The 18276-nt window shown below is 51.2% G+C and carries 19 protein-coding genes; 7 read left to right on the forward strand and 12 right to left on the reverse strand.

What is annotated here, in order from left to right:
* Positions 1 to 2 precede the first annotated feature (2 nt).
* Complete coding sequence (locus AC4QZR_RS12020) at positions 3 to 2093, forward strand: ComEA family DNA-binding protein (RefSeq protein WP_494481136.1); 2091 nt, start codon at positions 3 to 5, stop codon at positions 2091 to 2093.
* A gap of 2 nt (positions 2094 to 2095) precedes the next feature.
* Here AC4QZR_RS12020 and sigZ read toward each other — a convergent pair whose 3' ends face one another.
* The 6 genes from sigZ to AC4QZR_RS12050 form a co-directional block, all read right to left on the reverse strand.
* Entirely contained in the window at positions 2096 to 2722 is a 627-nt protein-coding gene (sigZ, locus tag AC4QZR_RS12025; RefSeq protein WP_494481137.1) for an RNA polymerase sigma factor SigZ, read from the reverse strand.
* A gap of 168 nt (positions 2723 to 2890) precedes the next feature.
* Complete coding sequence (locus AC4QZR_RS12030; RefSeq protein ID WP_494481138.1) at positions 2891 to 3313, reverse strand: ArsI/CadI family heavy metal resistance metalloenzyme; 423 nt, start codon at positions 3311 to 3313, stop codon at positions 2891 to 2893.
* Between the two features lie 178 nt (positions 3314 to 3491).
* Positions 3492 to 3860, reverse strand: coding sequence for a hypothetical protein (locus AC4QZR_RS12035; RefSeq protein WP_253402402.1), 369 nt, complete (start codon positions 3858 to 3860; stop codon positions 3492 to 3494).
* 217 nt (positions 3861 to 4077) lie between these two features.
* A complete protein-coding gene (locus tag AC4QZR_RS12040; RefSeq protein WP_494481262.1) occupies positions 4078 to 4857 on the reverse strand; it encodes a TIGR03915 family putative DNA repair protein in 780 nt (259 codons plus the stop codon).
* Positions 4858 to 4874: 17 nt separating this feature from the next.
* Positions 4875 to 5018 (reverse strand): hypothetical protein, encoded by a 144-nt coding sequence (locus AC4QZR_RS12045; protein WP_220625212.1) that lies wholly within the window; start codon positions 5016 to 5018, stop codon positions 4875 to 4877.
* A 98-nt stretch (positions 5019 to 5116) separates the two neighbouring features.
* The gene (locus tag AC4QZR_RS12050; protein WP_494481139.1) at positions 5117 to 6382 is read right to left on the reverse strand and encodes a putative DNA modification/repair radical SAM protein; all 1266 of its coding nucleotides are present in this window, start codon (positions 6380 to 6382) and stop codon (positions 5117 to 5119) included.
* A gap of 239 nt (positions 6383 to 6621) precedes the next feature.
* On the opposite strand from AC4QZR_RS12050, the gene AC4QZR_RS12055 reads away from it, so the two are divergent.
* The 6 genes from AC4QZR_RS12055 to AC4QZR_RS12080 all read left to right on the forward strand — a co-directional run bounded on the left by AC4QZR_RS12055 (position 6622) and on the right by AC4QZR_RS12080 (position 12661).
* Positions 6622 to 8511 (forward strand): BamA/TamA family outer membrane protein, encoded by a 1890-nt coding sequence (locus AC4QZR_RS12055; protein ID WP_494481140.1) that lies wholly within the window; start codon positions 6622 to 6624, stop codon positions 8509 to 8511.
* A gap of 63 nt (positions 8512 to 8574) precedes the next feature.
* Positions 8575 to 9189, forward strand: coding sequence for a Dps family protein (locus AC4QZR_RS12060; protein WP_494481141.1), 615 nt, complete (start codon positions 8575 to 8577; stop codon positions 9187 to 9189).
* A gap of 367 nt (positions 9190 to 9556) precedes the next feature.
* Complete coding sequence (locus AC4QZR_RS12065) at positions 9557 to 10408, forward strand: CvfB family protein (RefSeq protein WP_253402392.1); 852 nt, start codon at positions 9557 to 9559, stop codon at positions 10406 to 10408.
* Positions 10409 to 10551: 143 nt separating this feature from the next.
* On the forward strand, positions 10552 to 11217 hold the full coding sequence (locus AC4QZR_RS12070; protein ID WP_494481142.1) for an oxidoreductase: 666 nt from the start codon (positions 10552 to 10554) through the stop codon (positions 11215 to 11217).
* Between the two features lie 49 nt (positions 11218 to 11266).
* Positions 11267 to 12046, forward strand: a complete 780-nt coding sequence (locus tag AC4QZR_RS12075; RefSeq protein WP_494481143.1) for an SAM-dependent methyltransferase — start codon at positions 11267 to 11269, stop codon at positions 12044 to 12046.
* A 114-nt stretch (positions 12047 to 12160) separates the two neighbouring features.
* On the forward strand, positions 12161 to 12661 hold the full coding sequence (locus AC4QZR_RS12080) for a hypothetical protein (protein WP_253402386.1): 501 nt from the start codon (positions 12161 to 12163) through the stop codon (positions 12659 to 12661).
* A gap of 71 nt (positions 12662 to 12732) precedes the next feature.
* Here AC4QZR_RS12080 and AC4QZR_RS12085 read toward each other — a convergent pair whose 3' ends face one another.
* The 6 genes from AC4QZR_RS12085 to AC4QZR_RS12110 form a co-directional block, all read right to left on the reverse strand.
* Positions 12733 to 13674 carry a succinylglutamate desuccinylase/aspartoacylase family protein gene (locus AC4QZR_RS12085; RefSeq protein WP_494481144.1) on the reverse strand — a complete coding sequence of 314 codons (942 nt, stop codon included), beginning with the start codon at positions 13672 to 13674 and terminating at the stop codon, positions 12733 to 12735.
* A gap of 1 nt (position 13675) precedes the next feature.
* Complete coding sequence (gene rimK, locus AC4QZR_RS12090) at positions 13676 to 14578, reverse strand: 30S ribosomal protein S6--L-glutamate ligase (protein WP_253402382.1); 903 nt, start codon at positions 14576 to 14578, stop codon at positions 13676 to 13678.
* 5 nt (positions 14579 to 14583) lie between these two features.
* Complete coding sequence (locus tag AC4QZR_RS12095; protein ID WP_303411126.1) at positions 14584 to 15069, reverse strand: ATP-dependent zinc protease family protein; 486 nt, start codon at positions 15067 to 15069, stop codon at positions 14584 to 14586.
* 728 nt (positions 15070 to 15797) lie between these two features.
* Positions 15798 to 16619 (reverse strand): alpha/beta fold hydrolase, encoded by an 822-nt coding sequence (locus AC4QZR_RS12100; protein WP_494481145.1) that lies wholly within the window; start codon positions 16617 to 16619, stop codon positions 15798 to 15800.
* Between the two features lie 131 nt (positions 16620 to 16750).
* A complete protein-coding gene (locus AC4QZR_RS12105; protein WP_253402374.1) occupies positions 16751 to 17293 on the reverse strand; it encodes a DUF502 domain-containing protein in 543 nt (180 codons plus the stop codon).
* An 89-nt stretch (positions 17294 to 17382) separates the two neighbouring features.
* On the reverse strand, positions 17383 to 18267 hold the full coding sequence (locus AC4QZR_RS12110; RefSeq protein ID WP_494481146.1) for a 4-hydroxy-3-methylbut-2-enyl diphosphate reductase: 885 nt from the start codon (positions 18265 to 18267) through the stop codon (positions 17383 to 17385).
* Positions 18268 to 18276 lie beyond the last annotated feature (9 nt).

Raw genomic sequence — 18276 nt, forward strand, 5'->3', positions numbered from 1 at the left:
GCATGAAGCAAGGTATAGCGACTTTCCTCCTGCTACTTTGCACCTGGCTGCCGCTGCAGGCACAGGACTATCCGCGCCAGACCTTCGATTTTGATTTGTTCGTGCAGGAGCTTTTTGCGCAACAGGAAGACGAGAACGTGCCTTACGAAGACTTCTACGAAACGCTTTTCCAGTATTTTCAGCGGCCCATCGACCTCAACCGGACCACACCCGAAGAACTGGCCTCGCTCTACATTCTTTCCCGTCCGCAAATTGCTTCTTTCTTCCGCCACATCCGGGAAAACGGCCCCTTGCTGAGCATTTACGAACTGCAGGCTATACCTGATTTCGACCTGATGACGATTTACAAGCTCGTGTATTTTGTTCGGGTGGAGGATGCAGGCCTCAACTCCGACCAGCGCCCGCTGTTGCAGCGAATCGTCGGCGAGGACAACAACGCTTTGATTATCCGCTACGAGCGTACGCTGCAGGAAAGGCGCGGCTATACCTCCTTCGACACCACTAGCCGCTCCACCACACGCTACCTCGGCTCACCGGATAAGGTGCTGATGCGCTACCGCGTGAGCCATACCCGTGATTACAGTCTGGGTTTTACTGCTGAGAAAGACGCTGGTGAACAGCTAATCTGGGACCCCGACACCCGTCGCTATGGTTTCGATTTTTACTCGGCGCATCTGCAGCTCTACAACAAAGGCAAGTTCAAAGCTATTGCGCTTGGCGATTACCAACTGCAGTTTGGGCAGGGTCTGTTACTTTCGTCGGGCTATAGCGTAGGCAAGGGCAGCGAGACGATTACCACCGTGAGTCGGCCAAATGTGGGGATTCGCCCCTACAGTTCGGTGCTGGAGCATGCCTTTTACCGGGGCGCAGCGGCCACCTATACCTTGGGGCGCGTGGATGTAACAGGCTTTGTGTCGAGTAAACGGGTAGATGCCAACCTGCAAACGCAACTCGACACGCTCGATAATTTCGATGATTTCTTCACAGGTATACAGACGACCGGCTTCCATCGTACGCCGACCGAACTGGCCAATAAAAAACAGGCCCGTGAGCAGATTATGGGCGGCAATGCCACTTACCAGAGCCGAAACCGCACCTTACTGGCAGGTATAACGGCCATGGCGACTCACTTCAGTTCACCGATTCAGAAGGCGGGGCTGCCCTACCAGCGCTTCGAGTTTAGCGGCACGCGCAATTACAACATCGGTGCAAACTACGCTTATACCTGGCAAAACGTATACCTGTTCGGCGAAACGGCCATTTCCAGAAGCGGCGGCATGGGCAGTGTGAACGGACTTACGGCCAACCTCTCTAACAAAGTGGAACTGGCCATGCTCTACCGCTACTACGCACGGGACTTTCAAACCTTTTATGGCAATGCTTTTGGCGAGGGAACACGCAATATCAACGAACAGGGATTTTACACCGGCATCAAGATCAAGCCTTTTCCGAAGTGGGAGCTCACGGCATACTACGACCGTTTCCGCTTTCCGTGGCTGCGCTACCGTGTGGATGCCCCTTCGCAGGGCGGCGAGTACATGCTGCGTCTCCTCTTCCGGCCCAACCGCCAAAGTTCGCTCTACGCCCAGTTCCGTGCCGAAAGCAAGGGTCGTAACGTAGCCGACAAAAGCACCAGCATAGATTATGTGGGACAGGCGGATCGCAAGAACTACCTTTTGTATTATGAATTCACGCCTACGCCTGTTGTTAATCTCCGGTCCCGGGTGCAGTTCAGTAGTTTTGAGTTGGAGTCACCGCAAACTACAGGCTACTTCATTTCGCAGGACATCAACTTCAATTTCAACAAGATCCGCCTGAGCACCCGCTACGCCATCTTCGACACCGACGATTACGAAACCCGCCAGTATGCCTTTGAGCGGGACGTGCTCTACGCTTTCTCTATACCTGCGTTCAGCGGCAGAGGCACGCGCATGTATGCCTTACTCCAGTTCAGGCCGATGCGCCGCATGGATGTGTGGGTAAAATACGCCCTGACGCATTATCGCAATCAGCGCACCATCGGTTCGGGTTTGGAAACAATTGAAGGACCCAGAAGGTCCGATATTCGGGTGCAGACAAGGTATAGGTTTTGAAATTACGCTCCTTTTAACTGCACCTGAAGCGGCCTGCAACTCTCTTTTGCAGTGGCACTTACCAAAGCTCCTTTCCGGTCGAGCTCGAGATGGCAGCATTCCAGGAACAGTTCTTTCAGTTTTTCGCGCCCGCGCTGCACCCGCGACTTGGCTCCGGAGTAGGACATACCCAATCGTTCCGCGACTTCCTTTTGGCTGATACCTTCAATCTCACTCAACCGCAGCGGCTCGGCGTATTCAGCGGGCAACATGTTGATGAGTGGCAACACCAGGCTTTCCGAGTCCTGGTGTTCGGAGTCCTGCTGCAGCTTCTCTTCGAGTTTGCTTTCATCTTCTACAGGTATGCTCCGGCCCTGCTCACTGAAGTAATCGTACACCGCATTGCGGGCGATCTGGTAGAGCCATGCGTTCATATTCCGGACTTCCTGCAGCTGTTCACAATGTTTATAAAGCTTCACGTAGAGCTGTTGCAGAATATCATTGGCCTCGTCTTTGTCCTTCACCCGCTTCATCACAAAGCTCCGCAGCCTGACTTCATACTCCAGGTATACCGGCGCTACCGCAGCACAGCTGTCTACTGAAGTAACTACTTGTTCACCGGAGCAGGTATGGCAGCTTCTGTTTTCCATGACGTAAGATTTTAATTGTGATAGCAGGTGGAGATATACATCAATTTACGAAGAAAAACAGGGAAAAGGCAAATCCTAAAATTCTTCTGAAGGTACATAAAAATTAACCGGACCACGGCAGGTTTGCGCTATACCTGCCGTGGTCCGGATTCATAGTTATATCTTGTACTAAATGGCAGTTGTTTCGATGGTTGAGGTGGTGCGGGCATTCGCTCCTTCGCCGTACATAGTGGCTTCGCCGAAGGTATAGAAGGCTTCCCAGTCCACACCCTGCGGATCGGTTATCCACGATTTTTCGGACTTGGCGTAACAGCAGGTGCATTTTCCTTCTTCGCGTATCGCTCCTTTGGCGCGCTTCAATCGACCATATACCTCAGCCAGTTCCTCTTCGCTTCCGGCCTGTATACCTAAGTGTTCTATACCTGCATTCTCGTGGTGCAGCGATATCGCGAAGTTGATGCGCGGGTCTTCCAGCATCCATTTGGCATAATCTTCTTTTACAACAGTTGGCTTTGCCCCAAATAAGGCTGTATAAAAGGCGAGGGATTCGTGGAGGCTTTTAACGCGAACATTTACGTGAAATCTTTTCATGGCTTTGTCTTTTTAAGGTGATGTTTTCGAATTATACCTTGATGACGGTGGAAGCCCTGAAAAGACGCAGCCCCGCGAAAAAAATTTCCGTGGGGCCGCTACCAGTAAGTGTGTAGGGGTGAAATCGGCAAAGAAACAGACCCAGGGAGTGAGGGCGGGCCTGCCTCTTTGCTTTGTACTACAGGTAGGAGGAAAAATTGTTACTGTTTTGCCAGAACTCCCGACAGGTTTCGCGCTGCTTCTCCAGAAACTCCTGGTCGCGCTTCAGACTTTTCCAGTCGCCATAGCCGAGGCGCTCGCAAAGCTTAAAGAAACTGTCGCCCTGATTTTGGCGGCCTTTAATACGGACCAATGCGCTTAGCAACGGACGGCCCGCTTCATGCTCTGCTTCTGAAATTTCGTCGATTACGTCGTTAAGTTGTGATTTCTCGTAAGTGTTTTCGAGGTTAAGGCCCAACTCGGCTTCTAATATCAGATTTTGGAATGACATCAGGTGAGCGCGACCGCGAGCTACTTGAATAAGTTTTTTTCGTACGCGTGTGTTCATCGTTCTTTTTTAGATAATGAAGGACAGCGGACAACACCCGCTACTTTGTGCAGTGGGCTCCAACTGAGCAGTTTTCATAAAATATCTATATACACGTATACTCCTAAATCGGCATTCGGGTTGTCCTGTGTTGCGAAAAAATCACTCAGAAGTCAGGATTGTGCAGCCTTTGTTATGAAATATTATTGAAACACAAGCATTTACAAACTTATCTTTTTCACTGTAGTCGTGGTTGTTTTTCGGAGAGGTATTTCCAGTAGCGTTTGGGTATATGGCGCAGGTGCAATTTGGGATTTTTGCGCTCCGGTATATTCACGTGGTCGAAGTATACCTGCCACAGCATCTGGTAACGGGTTTCATTTTCATCGTACTGGTCAGCGTTAAGCTTGCCCTGCTGCCTGGGCGTCGCGCCCGGATTTTCCAACTGCACAAAGCTTGTAGCTCTTAAATCGTAATAGACGCCATACCGCCGCGATGTGTCGTAAATGGCCCATCGCTGATCGGCGTAGCGCTTCTCAAAGTGACGCACAATCAGGGGCAGCACATTAAAGTCAGGCGAGATGCTGGCGTAGTACAGACCATCGGCGGTTTTCTGAAAACGCACAAAAGCTTCCATGCGGTGCTTTTCGCGGTGCACCTGCTTGTGGATCTGCTGTACCTGCAATATAAAGGGAGCCGTATAATTTCCTTCCACACTTTCGGGGGAGTCGAACACCAGCCGGGCATAGTCAAAGATCAGCCGCTCGAAGCCACTCTGCTCCCACAGATAGGTATAGTACAGTGACTCCAGGGCCGAAACTGACAGCCGCTTCTTCAGACCCAACCACACCCGATTGGCTTTGCCCTCGTCTGTCATCACCCGCACGGTTTCGCCGAACATAGAAGGCTGCGCCAACTGCTCGGGCTCAATGGCAGTGGGCCAGGCTTTTCGCTCATAGGCCTCAAACACCACGGTGAGCAGCCCCTCAAAGGAACCGTCGTAGGTATAGAAGTACATCGGCAAAGGTATAGCAGCTACTGCTTCGCGTTGCTGTTCAAGCGGGCTTTGTCGCGCTTGCTGTCATTTTGCATTCTGGAAGAAAGGCTCTGCAGGTGCGGCACCAGCATGTTGAGTTTGCAGCAGCAGGAAACACGGGCAACTTTAGTAGAATTTCTCATTGTCTTATGAATGGTTTGAAATGTTGTCTGATCTTTTTGGTTACACAAATCTGTATGATGCACTTCTCTCCCCTCTTCCATGTCACGTTTAATTGATACTAGCCTGCCCTCTGAAACAAATCCAGCTGCTGCGTAAGCAGTGCGCTTCGTACGGAGCCCTCGCCAAACAAAATGCGGCGGCGCAGCTGCTCCGAGTCTAAGTCCTGCCGTTGCAGGCTTTTGGTCTGGCAGGTGATAAAATACTTGGCCCGCTTCAGCACCACGCCCATCCGGCGCAGGTGTTCGAAGTGCAGCGGTGCAAACCGCCGGGCTGATATAATCTTCTTGGCCGATTTCACCCCGATGCCTGGCACCCGCAATATCATTTCGTAGTCGGCGGTATTAATCTCCACCGGAAAAAAATGGCGGTTGCGCAATGCCCAGCCCAGCTTTGGGTCGATATCCAGATCCAGGTTCGGATTCGCCTCGTCCAGTATCTCCTTCACATCGAAGCCATAAAAGCGCATCAGCCAATCCGCCTGGTAAATGCGGTTCTCCCGGATAATCGGCGGCTCAGTGATAATCGACAACCTGCTATCCGTGCTCACCGGCACATAACCCGAGTAGTATACCCGCTTCAGGCTATACCCTTTGTAAAGCTGGTCCGATAGCTGTAGTATCTGGCGGTCGCTCTCGGCGGTAGCCCCCACGATCAACTGCGTGCTCTGCCCGGCAGGAGCAAATTTTGGCGTTGCTTTAAACAGCTTGCTCTCCTCTTTGGCTTGCACCAGCTGGTCTTTAATCGAACCCATCGGCAACAGGATCTCACTATAGTTCTTCTCCGGCGCCAGACTTTGCAGACTCTGCTCCGAAGGCAGCTCAATATTCACGCTCAGGCGGTCGGCATACAAACCGGCTTCTTTTATCAGCTCGTCGCTTGCACCCGGTATGGTTTTGAGGTGGATATAGCCGTTAAACTTCTCTTCCTGACGCAGCTGTTTAGCCACCCGCACCAGTCGTTCCATGGTATAGTCGGCATTTTTGAAGATGCCTGAACTCAGGAACAACCCCTCGATGTAATTGCGACGATAAAAGTTGATGGTCAGGTCCACTACTTCCTGCACCGTAAAAGCCGTCCGCTGCACGTCGTTGCTCTTGCGCGTCACGCAGTAGGCGCAGTCGTAGATGCAGAAATTGGTCAGCAGGATTTTCAGAAGCGAAACGCAACGACCGTCCTCGGTAAAGCTGTGGCAAATACCCATGCCTTCTGCATTGCCCAGGCCCTTGTTGTCGTTCTTGCGCTTCCCTCCGCTCGACGAACAGGAAACATCGTATTTGGCAGCATCTGCTAATATTTTTAGTTTACCTATTACCTTATCGTTCATCTTCGCTTCTTCTATCTGCTTGACGGTTATAAAATTACAAAATCATTAGCACAAACCCCAAAATAATTAGCAATAATAGTTATCAACACACTTTCCACATTTAATTATTGCTAACATGATTAGCACAGGCCATTTTCAGGATTTCAAACTGAAATTTTCCACATAAAGCTGAAAAGAGTATATTAGGAGGTTCTACCGTACAAACACGTACAACAGACAGTAAGCGCCCCTATACCTCCATGGCATTTCCACGTTCGCCCATTTTATGCTGCCTGTTAGCTTGCCTGCTTGGGGCGTGGCTACTGGCTGGCAATGCGCGTGCGCAGGAACTACCTCCCCGCAGGGATAGCCTTGCTGCTCCAACCGACACCATCAAGCAAAAGTTTGACGAGCGGGTGATGAACAACCTGCGGGAGATCTCGCAGCGCAAAACCATCATGGGCAAACTGCTCAAAGCGATACTGGTCTTTGACCGGAAAGACGAAGAGGTACTGGGACTGGATGCTGAGTTGATCCAGCGGGAGTACGAACGGCACAATTATAAGGTGGTGCGTAACATCCAAATCATGACGCTGGATGCGCTGGGCTACTCTATACACGACACCACCCGCGTGCCGCGCAGCTTTCTGGAAAAGGCCGGCAATTCGCTGCACATGAAAACACGGCGACACCTGGTGCGCAACAAACTGCTTTTCGAGCGGATGGTGCCTCTGGAACCACTGGCTCTGGTCGAGTCGGAACGTTTGTTGCGTCAGACGGAATACCTGCTCGACGCCCGCATCATCGTGGACGAGCGCACCACCACCGACGACAGCGTGGACGTACTGGTGATCACCAAAGACATCTTTAGTCTGGGCGGTTCGGGTTCTTATACGCCTTCGTCTAGTGCAGGCAGGATTGCCCTCCGGGAGCTCAACTTTCTGGGGCTTGGTCATCAGATTCGCGGCTCTTACCGCTTCAACATGAATGCACCCCGCTCCTGGGAAACCACCGCCGGCTATACAGTGGAAAACATCGGCAGCACTTACATTACGGCCGACATCAATTACTTTGATCAGAATTATTACAAAGAGCGCAGCGCCTTCTTGCGTCGTGACTTCTTTGCCACTAACACCCGTTATGCCGGTGCCGTAGGGGCCAGTAAAATAGATGAGCGACTCCTGTTGCCGCCTGTACCCGAAGATACCATCCAGCGCTTCGCCGACCTGGGCTATCAACTACAGGATGTATGGCTGGGTCGCTCGTTTAAATTCAAGAATTACAACCTGGGCTTCGAACCGCGGGGCCGCCTGATTACGGCGTTGCGGTTGATTAACACGAACTTCTATACCAAACCCACCGAAAACTTTCAGGACAATGTACTGGGCATAGCCAGTGTGGGCTACAGCGTGCGCCGCTACTACAAAGACCGCTACCTGTATGGCTTTGGACGAACGGAGGACGTGCCCGCCGGCACCTTGGCGTCCATCTCGTACGGCTATGAGCGCGGCGACCTCTTTAACCGCCGCTACTTTGGGCTAGACCTGTCCTTTGCCCGTTACAACAAGGACTTTGGTTACCTCTATAGCCGTGCCGGGTATGGTTCCTTTATAAGGAACGGTACCTGGGAGCAGGGCATGCTGGAAATGGAGTCAATGTATTTTACGCGCCTATACGAGAACGGCAACTGGAAACTACGTCACTTCATTCTGGGTCGCGGCACCATCGGCGTCAACCGCAACCCCGAGGAGCTGCTCTCAATCAACAACGAGGAAGGCCTGCGCGGTTTTCGTTCTAATCTGCTTCGGGGCAACCGCCGCGTGGTTATTAACTACGAAGCCAACCTTTACACCCCGTTCTCGCTGTTCGGCTTCCGACTGGCTACCCTGGCCTTTGCGGATGTGGCCTGGCTCTCGTACGGCAACAAAAGCTCGCCCTTCAAGAGCAAGCCTTATCCGGGCTTTGGGGTAGGCATACGCTTCCGCAACGAGTACCTGTCATTCAGCACGATCCAGATCCTGGTGGGCTACTATCCTAAAATTCCGGCGAACGAGAACTTCAACAACCTCCGCATTTATGAGTCGTCGCGCTCGTACTACGACTTCGAAGACTTTCGCTTTAAACAGCCGGGCATACCTGAGTTCAGGTAAAATTCCTGTATCCTTTTAAGCTGATCGGGGTACACTGTTAGAGTAATTCAACAAACCCTGAACATGGAAAAGCTAAGAGAAAAATCAGAATATGAAGGCAACCCGGTCGGGCTGTCAAAGAATACGGCAACGGCAATGGCTAACGAACTGGATCGTCACCTGTCGTCGTTCATCACCCTGTATAACCAGTACCATAAGCACCATTGGATGGTGGAGGGGCCGCAGTTCCGCGATCTGCACCTGTTCTTTGAGGAGCACTATACCCAGATACACGAGCAGTACGATGCCATTGCCGAGCGCCTCACCGTGATGGGCTACTGCCCTACCTGCCACCCGGCCAAACAGCTGGAGCTTTCTTATATCGCACACGAAGAAGAAGGCGTTTTCCGCATCCGCGAGATGCTCAAAAAAGACATGGAAGACGAAAAGACGATCGTGTTGGAACTGCGCAAATCGATCAAAAAAGCTTTTGAGCTGGAAGATTTCGCCACCAAGGCCTTGCTGGAGGGCATCCTGCTTAAAACGGAGGACCGCTGCCACCACATCGAGCACTTCCTGGGCGAGGATGGCTTGTCCATCGGCCTGATCGCCAGTCCGGATGACATCATGGAAGAAGATGATCAGCCAGCTAAAGGACAGAACGGCAAAGCCACAAAAAAGGCCAAAGCGAAGTCCTAAGGTATAAGCGGCTATCCGGACTAAAGAATACTTTGATAAAAGACAAAGGACTTTCAGGTATAGCCTGCTCGCTAATTTACTTTGGTTGAGCGTGTTGCTATCTCTGCCGGTGAAGTTAAGTGCTATTTAACATGCAGTAACAGGCAGCCCATGGTGGCTGCCTGTTTTGTTTTAAGCTGCTATACCTGCCAACTGCCTCTTGCCAGTAAAGTCCTTGCCCGACAGGTATAGCCTCCGAAAAAGCTGGTGCTGTTTTGCATCCTTACAGGTATAATCAGGTATAAGAAAAGCGACTGAAACCTACAGGCTATACCTGAAATGGTTTCGCTATATTTGCAACATTCTATACCTAACACAATACCCCATTATGGTAGACCTCGGCCATTACAACGAACTGGAGATAGCACGCGAAGTAGACTTCGGCATGTACCTGACCTCTGAAGACGGCGACATCCTGCTGCCACGCAAGTATATACCTGAAGGTGCCAAAGTAGGCGACAAGGTGCGCGTGTTCGTGTACCGCGACTCCGAAGACCGTGTGATTGCCACCAATCTGACACCCCACGCCACTGTGCGTGAGTTCGCCTGCCTGATGTGCAAAGACAGCACGGACTTCGGCGCTTTTCTGGATTGGGGCCTTGAGAAAGACCTGCTCGTGCCGCTGCACAACCAGAAGGATAAGATGCGCCCCGGCCGTAAGTACTGCGTGTATGTATACCTCGACGAAACCTCCGACCGAATTGTAGGCACAACCAAACTGGGCAAGTACCTGCACAACGACGAGGCTGCCAACGAGCTGACCGAGAACGAAGAGGTAGATTTACTGGTAGCAGGCTTTACCGAGATCGGTATTAAAGTGATCATCAACAACCGCTACATGGGCATGCTCTACAAAAATGAGGTGTTCAAGGAGCTGCACATGGGTGACAAGGTGCGCGGTTATATCAAGACCATCCGTCCGGATAACAAAATAGACGTGACACTCCGCAAGCCGGGTACTACAGGCATGAGCGAATCCAATGAGGCGGCAGATAAAGTACTGGAGGTGCTGGAGGCGGCCAAAGGTTATTTGCCCTTGTCTGACAAGAGCAGTCCGGATGAGGTATACCGCATGTTGGGTATGAGCAAAAAGGTGTTCAAAAAAGCCATAGGAGGATTATACAAAGAAGGTAAAATTGAAATAGACACGGACCACATCCGGTTAAAAGGCGACGAATAAGCCGCATCATATTGTACTGTAGCGCTGCAATAGAGTCTAATTTCAAAACAAAAACAGCCGCAACAGGATTATTTACAGGAAAGCACCGCATTTATTAACCTATGTGGCGGAGATTCACGTAACTGAGCGAAACGCAAACCTCCATGCACCGAACCCGAACCGCACTGATTGCCGGCGCCAGCGGCCTTGTGGGCAGTCACCTGCTGCGTATGCTCCTGCAAAGCGACCGCTACAGCCAAGTGATTTCCGCAGGCCGCCGCGAACTGGCAATCATTCATCCCAAGCTCGACCAGCAAATCGTCGACTTCGACAACCTCAAAAAAAGCGCCTCCGACTTGGCTGCCGACGACGTGTTCTGCTGCCTGGGCACCACCATTAAAAAAGCCGGCACTAAAGAAGCTTTCTATAAAGTAGACCATACCTACGTCACACAGTTGGCCGAAATCACGCTGCGCCGCAATGCCAGTCAGTTTCTGGTGGTTTCGTCGATGGGTGCTAATGCCAAGTCGCGCATGTTCTACAACCGCGTGAAAGGCGAGATGGAGCGGGACGTGCGGGCGCTGGGCTTTCAGTCGCTGCAGATTTTCAGGCCTTCGCTTCTGTTAGGCGAGCGCGACGAGCATCGTACCGGCGAGGAGATTGGTGCCCGGATCATGAAGCCGCTTTCCAAAATCATGTTCGGTCCTTTGCGCAAATATCGTCCCATTCAGGCAGAGATTGTGGCCAGCGCCATGCTGCGGGTCGCTTCTCAGGACCTGAAAACCGACAAGGTATACCTGTCCGACGAAATAGAGCGGCTGGGCCACTAACCCTCCCTATACCTGACGCGTAAGTTGCAAGGCACTTATACCTATACTTATGCCCAACAAAAGCCTGCGCCGCGCCTTTCCGAAAGCCTCCCAATACGACCCGGCCTGGGTGCGCAAGCATTCCATGGGCGAAAACGTGCTCTTTAACCTCGAGAGCCTCACCAAGTCCCTGGACCTGAAACCCGGCATGCGCGTGCTCGACCTGGGCTGCGGCAAAGCCATCAGTTCTATCTTTCTGGCCAAAGAGTTCGGGGTTACCGTCTGGGCAGTAGACGAAGCCGTGTCCGCCAGCGACAACTACGAGCGCATTTGCAGTGAGGGCTGTGAAGACAAGGTGTTTCCGCTTGAGATGGAAGCTCGTTCCCTTCCCTTCCCCGAGGAGTATTTTGATGCCGTCATCGTGGTGGATTCCTATACCTATTTTGGCACCGATGAGAAGTACCTGCCCTACATTGCCCGCTTCATCAAACCAGAGGGGCACATCGCGATTGTAGACGTATGTTTCACCAAAGAAATCGAAAACCACGACCAGGTACCAGAGTTCCTACAAGAGGATTATCAGAACTATTGGTACTTTATCCACACCATCGATTGGTGGCGAAGGCTTTGGGAGAAAACCGGACTGGTCGAGATAGAAGCTGCCGCTGAACTGACAGAGGCTAGGCTGGTGCGGGAGCATTATATAAAAGACTACCAGAACTCAGAGGATGAAGACGCCTTTGCCAGAGCATTGGAGCTTGATAAAGAGAAGTTTATCACGTTTTTCAAACTAATCGGGCGGCGCACATCAAAGACAGCCTATCTGCAATCGTACAAGCAATCGGGTTAAAATTTGTGAAAAAAGTAAATATTAGTTTTTTCGAACAGAAGAAGTTCTATTTTTGCAGCCTGCCAGCTGGACGTACCTGTCTGGCAAGCCAGATATAACTTTTTTAATAGAACAATGAAAACATTTCTTCGCGTAGGGTTTACCTTAGCTTTGGTAATGACGCTTGCTTTCGGTGCCAATGCACAGGAGTACAAAACAGGTATAGGTTTCAGAGGCGGTGTTGCTTCAGGCCTTACTATAAAGCATTTCATTAAAAGTGATGCTGCTATCGAAGGCATCCTGAGCACAGGTTTCCGTCACAGAGGTGCCGTAGTTACCGTGCTTTATGAGAAACACGCACCAGCTTTCAACGCTAAAGGTCTGCAGTGGTACTATGGTTTGGGTGGTCACGTTGGCTTCTACGAAGGCCGTTACTACTACTATTATGACAAAGACAGACGTGACAGATACTACGAAGACAATATCGTAGGCTTTGGTATTGATGCTGTGCTTGGTCTGGAGTACTACATCCGCGACATTCCTTTCACGATTGGTGCCGACATCAAGCCTTACATCAACATACCGCATGGCCGTGGCTTCTGGGATTCTGCCCTGCACGTACGCTACGTATTCTAACAGCTGAAAAGCTTTATAAAAAAAGAGCCCGCTACCTTTCAGTAGCGGGCTCTTTTTTTATCTGCTATACCTTAAAAAGCAATGTGCATCAGGGCATCTCCCTGGTTCACAACGGGCATGTTATTGAGGCCGACTATATAACCTGCAGCCGGGGCGTTGAGGCGCACTTCCATTTCGCCGTAAGGGTCAGTGATCGTGCCTACCACCTGTCCTTTCTTTACGTAGCCACCTTCCTGCACAAGGCTACGGAACAGGCCCGCATTTTTGGCGCGCACCCAAATATCTTTCATGCAAATAGTAGTTGGCTCACTTGCGGCGGGCGCACTGGCCGCCATGCCCAGGTGGTGCATCAGGCGACAAGTGCCCTCTATACCTAGTTTGATGCCGCGCTCATCGAAGCGCAGCGACTCTCCCGTCTCATATACCAGGATGTGCTTGCCGAGTTTGGCGGCCTCTTTCCGGAGCGAACCCTGCCTGTAAGAGGCATTTAGCGTAAAAGGCGCGGCAAAGGCATCTGCCAGTACCTGGTTCTTCGGTTCAGCCAGCACGCAGCGTATCTGCGGGTAGTTGCTTCTGCTCGAGCCTCCTGTATGGAAATCCACGCCGTAGTCAATAAAAGGCATCACTTCTTTCATAAAACGATGCGCCACGCGGCTGGCCAGTGAGCCTTCTCTGTTCCCGGGGAAACTTCGGTTCACATCTTTGCCATCGGGCACGTCGCGCGAGAAGTTCAGGAAGCCGTAGATGTTCAAAATGGGCACTGCAATGATGGTGCCTTTGAGCGGGTACAGCATCTTTTTGGTGATCATGCGTCGGATGATTTCCGTGCCGTTCACCTCGTCGCCGTGCATACCTGCCATCAGCAAAAGCACCGGGCCGTCGTGCACCGAGCGGAACACATAAACAGGAATGTCGATGAGTGTACCGCTGGGAAGTTTGGAGATAACGAGCCGGGTGAGCACTTTCTCTCCACGGTCAATACTGACACCGTTGATCTTAATGGTTTCGGGCATGCTATTCTTTCACTCTCTTGGCGGCCTTCTTCTGCACCAGCCCCTCTACGTACTCAATTATTTTAGCGGCGATATCCTTGTTGGTTGCCTTCTCTATACCTTGCAAACCCGGCGATGAGTTTACCTCCAGAATGAGCGGTCCGCGCTTGGACTGCAGCATGTCTACACCGGCTATACCCAGACCCAGCGACTTGGCAGCCAGCAAAGCAGCGGCCTTCTCCTGACGAGTAAGTTTGACGAGGGAGGCATTACCGCCGCGGTGCAGGTTGGAGCGAAACTCACCCTCCTTGCCCTGGCGCTTCATGGCCCCCACTACTTCGCCGTTCACCACAAAAGCGCGGATGTCAGCACCTGCCGCTTCGGCAATGAATTCCTGCACAATGATACGGGCCTTCAGGTTATGAAATGCCTCAATCACCGATTCAGCCGCTTTTTTAGTTTCGGCCAGCACCACACCCAGGCCCTGTGTTCCTTCGAGTAGTTTGATCACCAATGGTGCGCCTCCTACTTCTTTCACCAGCATGGAGGTTTCTTTTGAGTAATTGGTAAAGGCGGTCTTGGGCATGCCCAGTCCTGCGCGGGAGAGGATCTGGCTGCTGCGCAGTTTGTCGCGGGAGCGTACGATGCTCTGCGAGTCCACGGCGCTTTTTACTTTCATCATCTCAAACTGACGCACCACGGCCGTACCGTAAAAGGTAACCGAAGCCCCGATACGCGGAATGATAGCGTCGATATCGGTTAAGCGTTCTCCCTTGTAGAGGATGTGCGGGTCGCCCTGCTCAATCACAAGGTCGCAGCGCAGGTGGTCGAGCACTACGGCTTCGTGGCCGCGTTGCTGTGCAGCTTCTACCAGGCGGCGGGTAGAGTACAACTTAGAGTTGCGAGAGAGAATCGCTATTTTCATAAAGACTATTTATTCTTCTTTTGTTTTTTGTTGAATTTGAGTGAGACGTTTTTACGGGAAACGTCGACAATAAACCGGCCTTTCAGCAATTTTCGGCCAATGAGCACCGGGTATTTCATGTCGCTGCGGTCCGAGAGCGAGAACTCCGCCTCAATCAGCTCGTCGAACACCTTGATACGGGTTTTGATGACGTAGCGCTCCTGCACATCTCCGAACGAGTTACGGATATCGCGGAGGCTGTAGTCCGCAAAGGTCAGTTTTTTGTGATTGTACTGCGGGTGCGATGGGTCTAATAAGTCCAGCGAGATCACTTTAGTTCCGTCGGCGAGGGTTTCCTCATGAATATCCGAACAGTGGATGGCGGAGGTATAGGCGCCGGTGTCAATTTTGGCCTCTATCTCGTCAATATCCAGTTCAGGAAAGGCCACCATCTCGCGCCTGCCGATGATCTTTTTCTCTGGTTTGGGCTTTTTTAGGTTCTCCTCTTTCATCAGGGGCCAATTTAAGCATTCTGCTTTAGGTATGACGAATTGGGATTGGGATTTTCGGAATCAGAAAGGATTAATTTGTCTGAATCAGGATTTACAGGATTGAAGGATTTTCGTGGATGATTTTTATCTACCTGACCCTTGGAAGGGAGACTCCGCCTTCCCCGTGTGTCATCCTGAAAGAATCTTGGTTAGAGAGTGACAGGCAGTTGCCATAACCCACCCCTGCCCCTCCTAAGAGTGGGAATTTTTACCCCATCCCAGCCTTCCCCTAAAAACAGGGGAAGGAGCCTGCCGCTACTATTTCTCAGGTATAGCTTTGTAGCTGCGGTTTCATGTGCACGATTGACATCCCCCTGCCCCCTTCAAAGGGGGACTTCTTCTACTGCTAATTTGTAGGTATAAACGTTGTAGCAAACTACCACTGACAGGTATAGCAAGACTAACTTGCCTCTTCAGCTATGAAACAGATCACCTGTACCAAGTGTGCCTTTACGACACTCCACTGTTTGAGCGTTCAGCGAGTTTGGAGGGTCTTGACTTTTTTACCTACTTTTTTCATCAAGGAAAAAAGTAGGTGCCCGCCGCACAGGCGAAACAGCCGCCCGCCTGGCCAAGGCATACTGTGCAACAGAAGCAGCGGCTATACCTATGCTTGGGCCAGAGGCCTCACGATAGTAGTCACGAGCGAGGACGCTAGCGCCATCATCGCTATACCTATAACAGACTACTTACTTAACCGGAGGTATAGGCTGAGTTCGTTTCTTATGCAGCAACTCCGCAACCTCCTGCAGCAAATGCGAATGCCCGGCTTTGAGCACCACCAACTCCCCTTTGTGCAGGGCTTTTATAAACACACTTACCCGCTTGGGAGAGATGATCTGGTCGAACTCACCGAGGAACATCGTAACCGGCACCTGTTTGTGGTTGAGGAGTCGCACAATCTCGCGGATATCGAAGTTGAGTTCGCGGAAACCGATCCAGCTGCGGTATACCCGCAAGCGCTTCTCAGTGCTATCCATCTGGAAGCGGGCGAAGCGGATCAGGCTCTTGTGGATCATGTTATACCGGTTGAGCACGTTGAGCAAGCGGAAGAAAGGCTCTGGCTTAAGCACGGTGCGCTTGAAAAGCTGCTGCAGCCAACCCGGGTAGGTGGCGATGTTGTACCAGAAGCTGGTCTTGATACCGTCCGGCGCGATTAGGAAAAGTTCGTCGATGCGCTCTGAGAAACGCTCCACCAACGTAAGGGCGAATTTCCCCCCCATGCTAAAGCCCATTAGCGAGAAATGATCTATCTTTTCCTTTGCCAGAAACAAACCAACCAACTCCTGCAGAAAATCCTTGTCAAGCGGCATGTTCTCTTTGTGCAGACTGCTTTGGCCATGGAAAAACAGGTCGAAGGCGTAGATGGTATAGTCGCTGCCGAGCGCATGGCCCATTGGTTGGTAGTAGCTGCTGCTCTGCCCATAGCCATGAAAAGCCAGCAAAGGCTGCGTGCCTTGCCCCAGCACTCTGTAATGCAGCTTCGTACCGTTATGAATAATGTATGGCATCCTGGCGCAATGTGTTCTCTCCTTTACTTATTCGGCATGCATACAAATAAGATACATGTTCAGGATTAAAATTTTAGCTTGTACGGCTGAAGAGGCTTTTTTCTGAGATGAAAGGTATAGCCCCTGCTCATTTAAAGCTTCGACACACCTCCCGAAACAACAAATTTCATTACATCGCTGCTCGGCAGGTCCAGGTATACCACGTTGCGCTTGGGCACTACAAACAGCTCGCCCGAAAAGTTATAAGAGTGCGGGAAGTACACAGCTACGCGGTCTTCTACATTTACAGAGCTGAAAGCATCCTGCGTCACAAAACCGAACTTCAGGTTATCTGAGTCCTCCGACATCTTCACCATCACCGGCTTGTTAAACTTCTGGTTGTCTCCTACAAAGGCATCGAACAGATCTTTGATGCTGGAATAGACGATGCCCACCAGCGGCACTTTGTTAAACCAACGCCCTGTGATGACGATAAAGGGTTTCACGAAGAAGGACGAGCTGATAAAACCGATCAGGGTGAGCAGGACAAACATGAGCATAATTCCCAGGCCAGGTATACCTAAGTCGAAAAGGCTATTCAACCAGTCGATAATGGCCACAATGATCCATACCGTAATGGTGAAGGGTGCTACAATAAGTAGTCCGTTCAGAAAATAGCGTAAAATGCGTCTCATGTGTGGTGGTGCGTTAAAAAAAATAGGCTTTACCGAAGCAAAGCCTAAATGTAGCTAAAAAGCCACTATTTTGCAGTATAGTGTTATCGCTATACTGTTTCGAGGTCAAATTTTTTGATACTGTCGGCTACCTGCTGCATCAGCCACATAGGCGTGGAAGTAGCGCCGCATATACCTACGCTCGCAGCATTGGCAAACCACTCTCTTTCCAGTTCTTCTTCATTCTCCACAAAGTAACTGTTGGGGTTATGCTGTTTGCACACGCTGTAGAGGGCTTTTCCGTTAGAACTCTTCTTGCCACTCACAAAAATGATCACATCATGCTCCGTCGAGAATCTGGTCAGTTGCGGCTCGCGGTTAGACACCTGACGGCAGATGCTGTCGTTGGCGTTGAAAGCCGTGCTGTCCTGCTTTGCCTGCTGTATGCGTTCTTCGATGAGTGCCTTGATGTGGTAAAAGCCTTTAGTGCTTTTGGTAGTCTGGCTGAAAAGGGTCACCGGGCGTGAAAAGTCGATCTTATCCAGATCCTCCTCCGTGGTCACAATAATGGCTTCGTCGCCTGTCTGGCCTGCCAGTCCTATCACTTCGGCATGGCCTACCTGGCCGTAAATCACGATCTGGCCGCCTTTGGTTTTGTCAGCGTCAAAAGCATGCTTTACACGGTTCTGCAGTTTGAGCACCACCGGGCAGGAAGCGTCTATCAGTTCGATGTTGTTCTCTAAGGCTGTCTTATAGGTTTCCGGCGGCTCGCCATGCGCTCTTATCAGCACTTTGGTATCGCGCAGTTCTTTGAGCTGTTCCCGGTCGATGATGCGAAGACCCTTTTGGTACAGGCGCTTCACTTCCATGCTGTTGTGCACAATGTCGCCCAGACAATAGAGTTCCTCGCAGTTCTCCATTTCATCCTCTGCCATCTGTATGGCAAATTCGACACCGAAGCAATAACCGGAATTTTTGTCTATCGTTACGTTCATTTCTACTTT

The organism is Pontibacter sp. YIM B11418, from assembly GCF_059278805.1.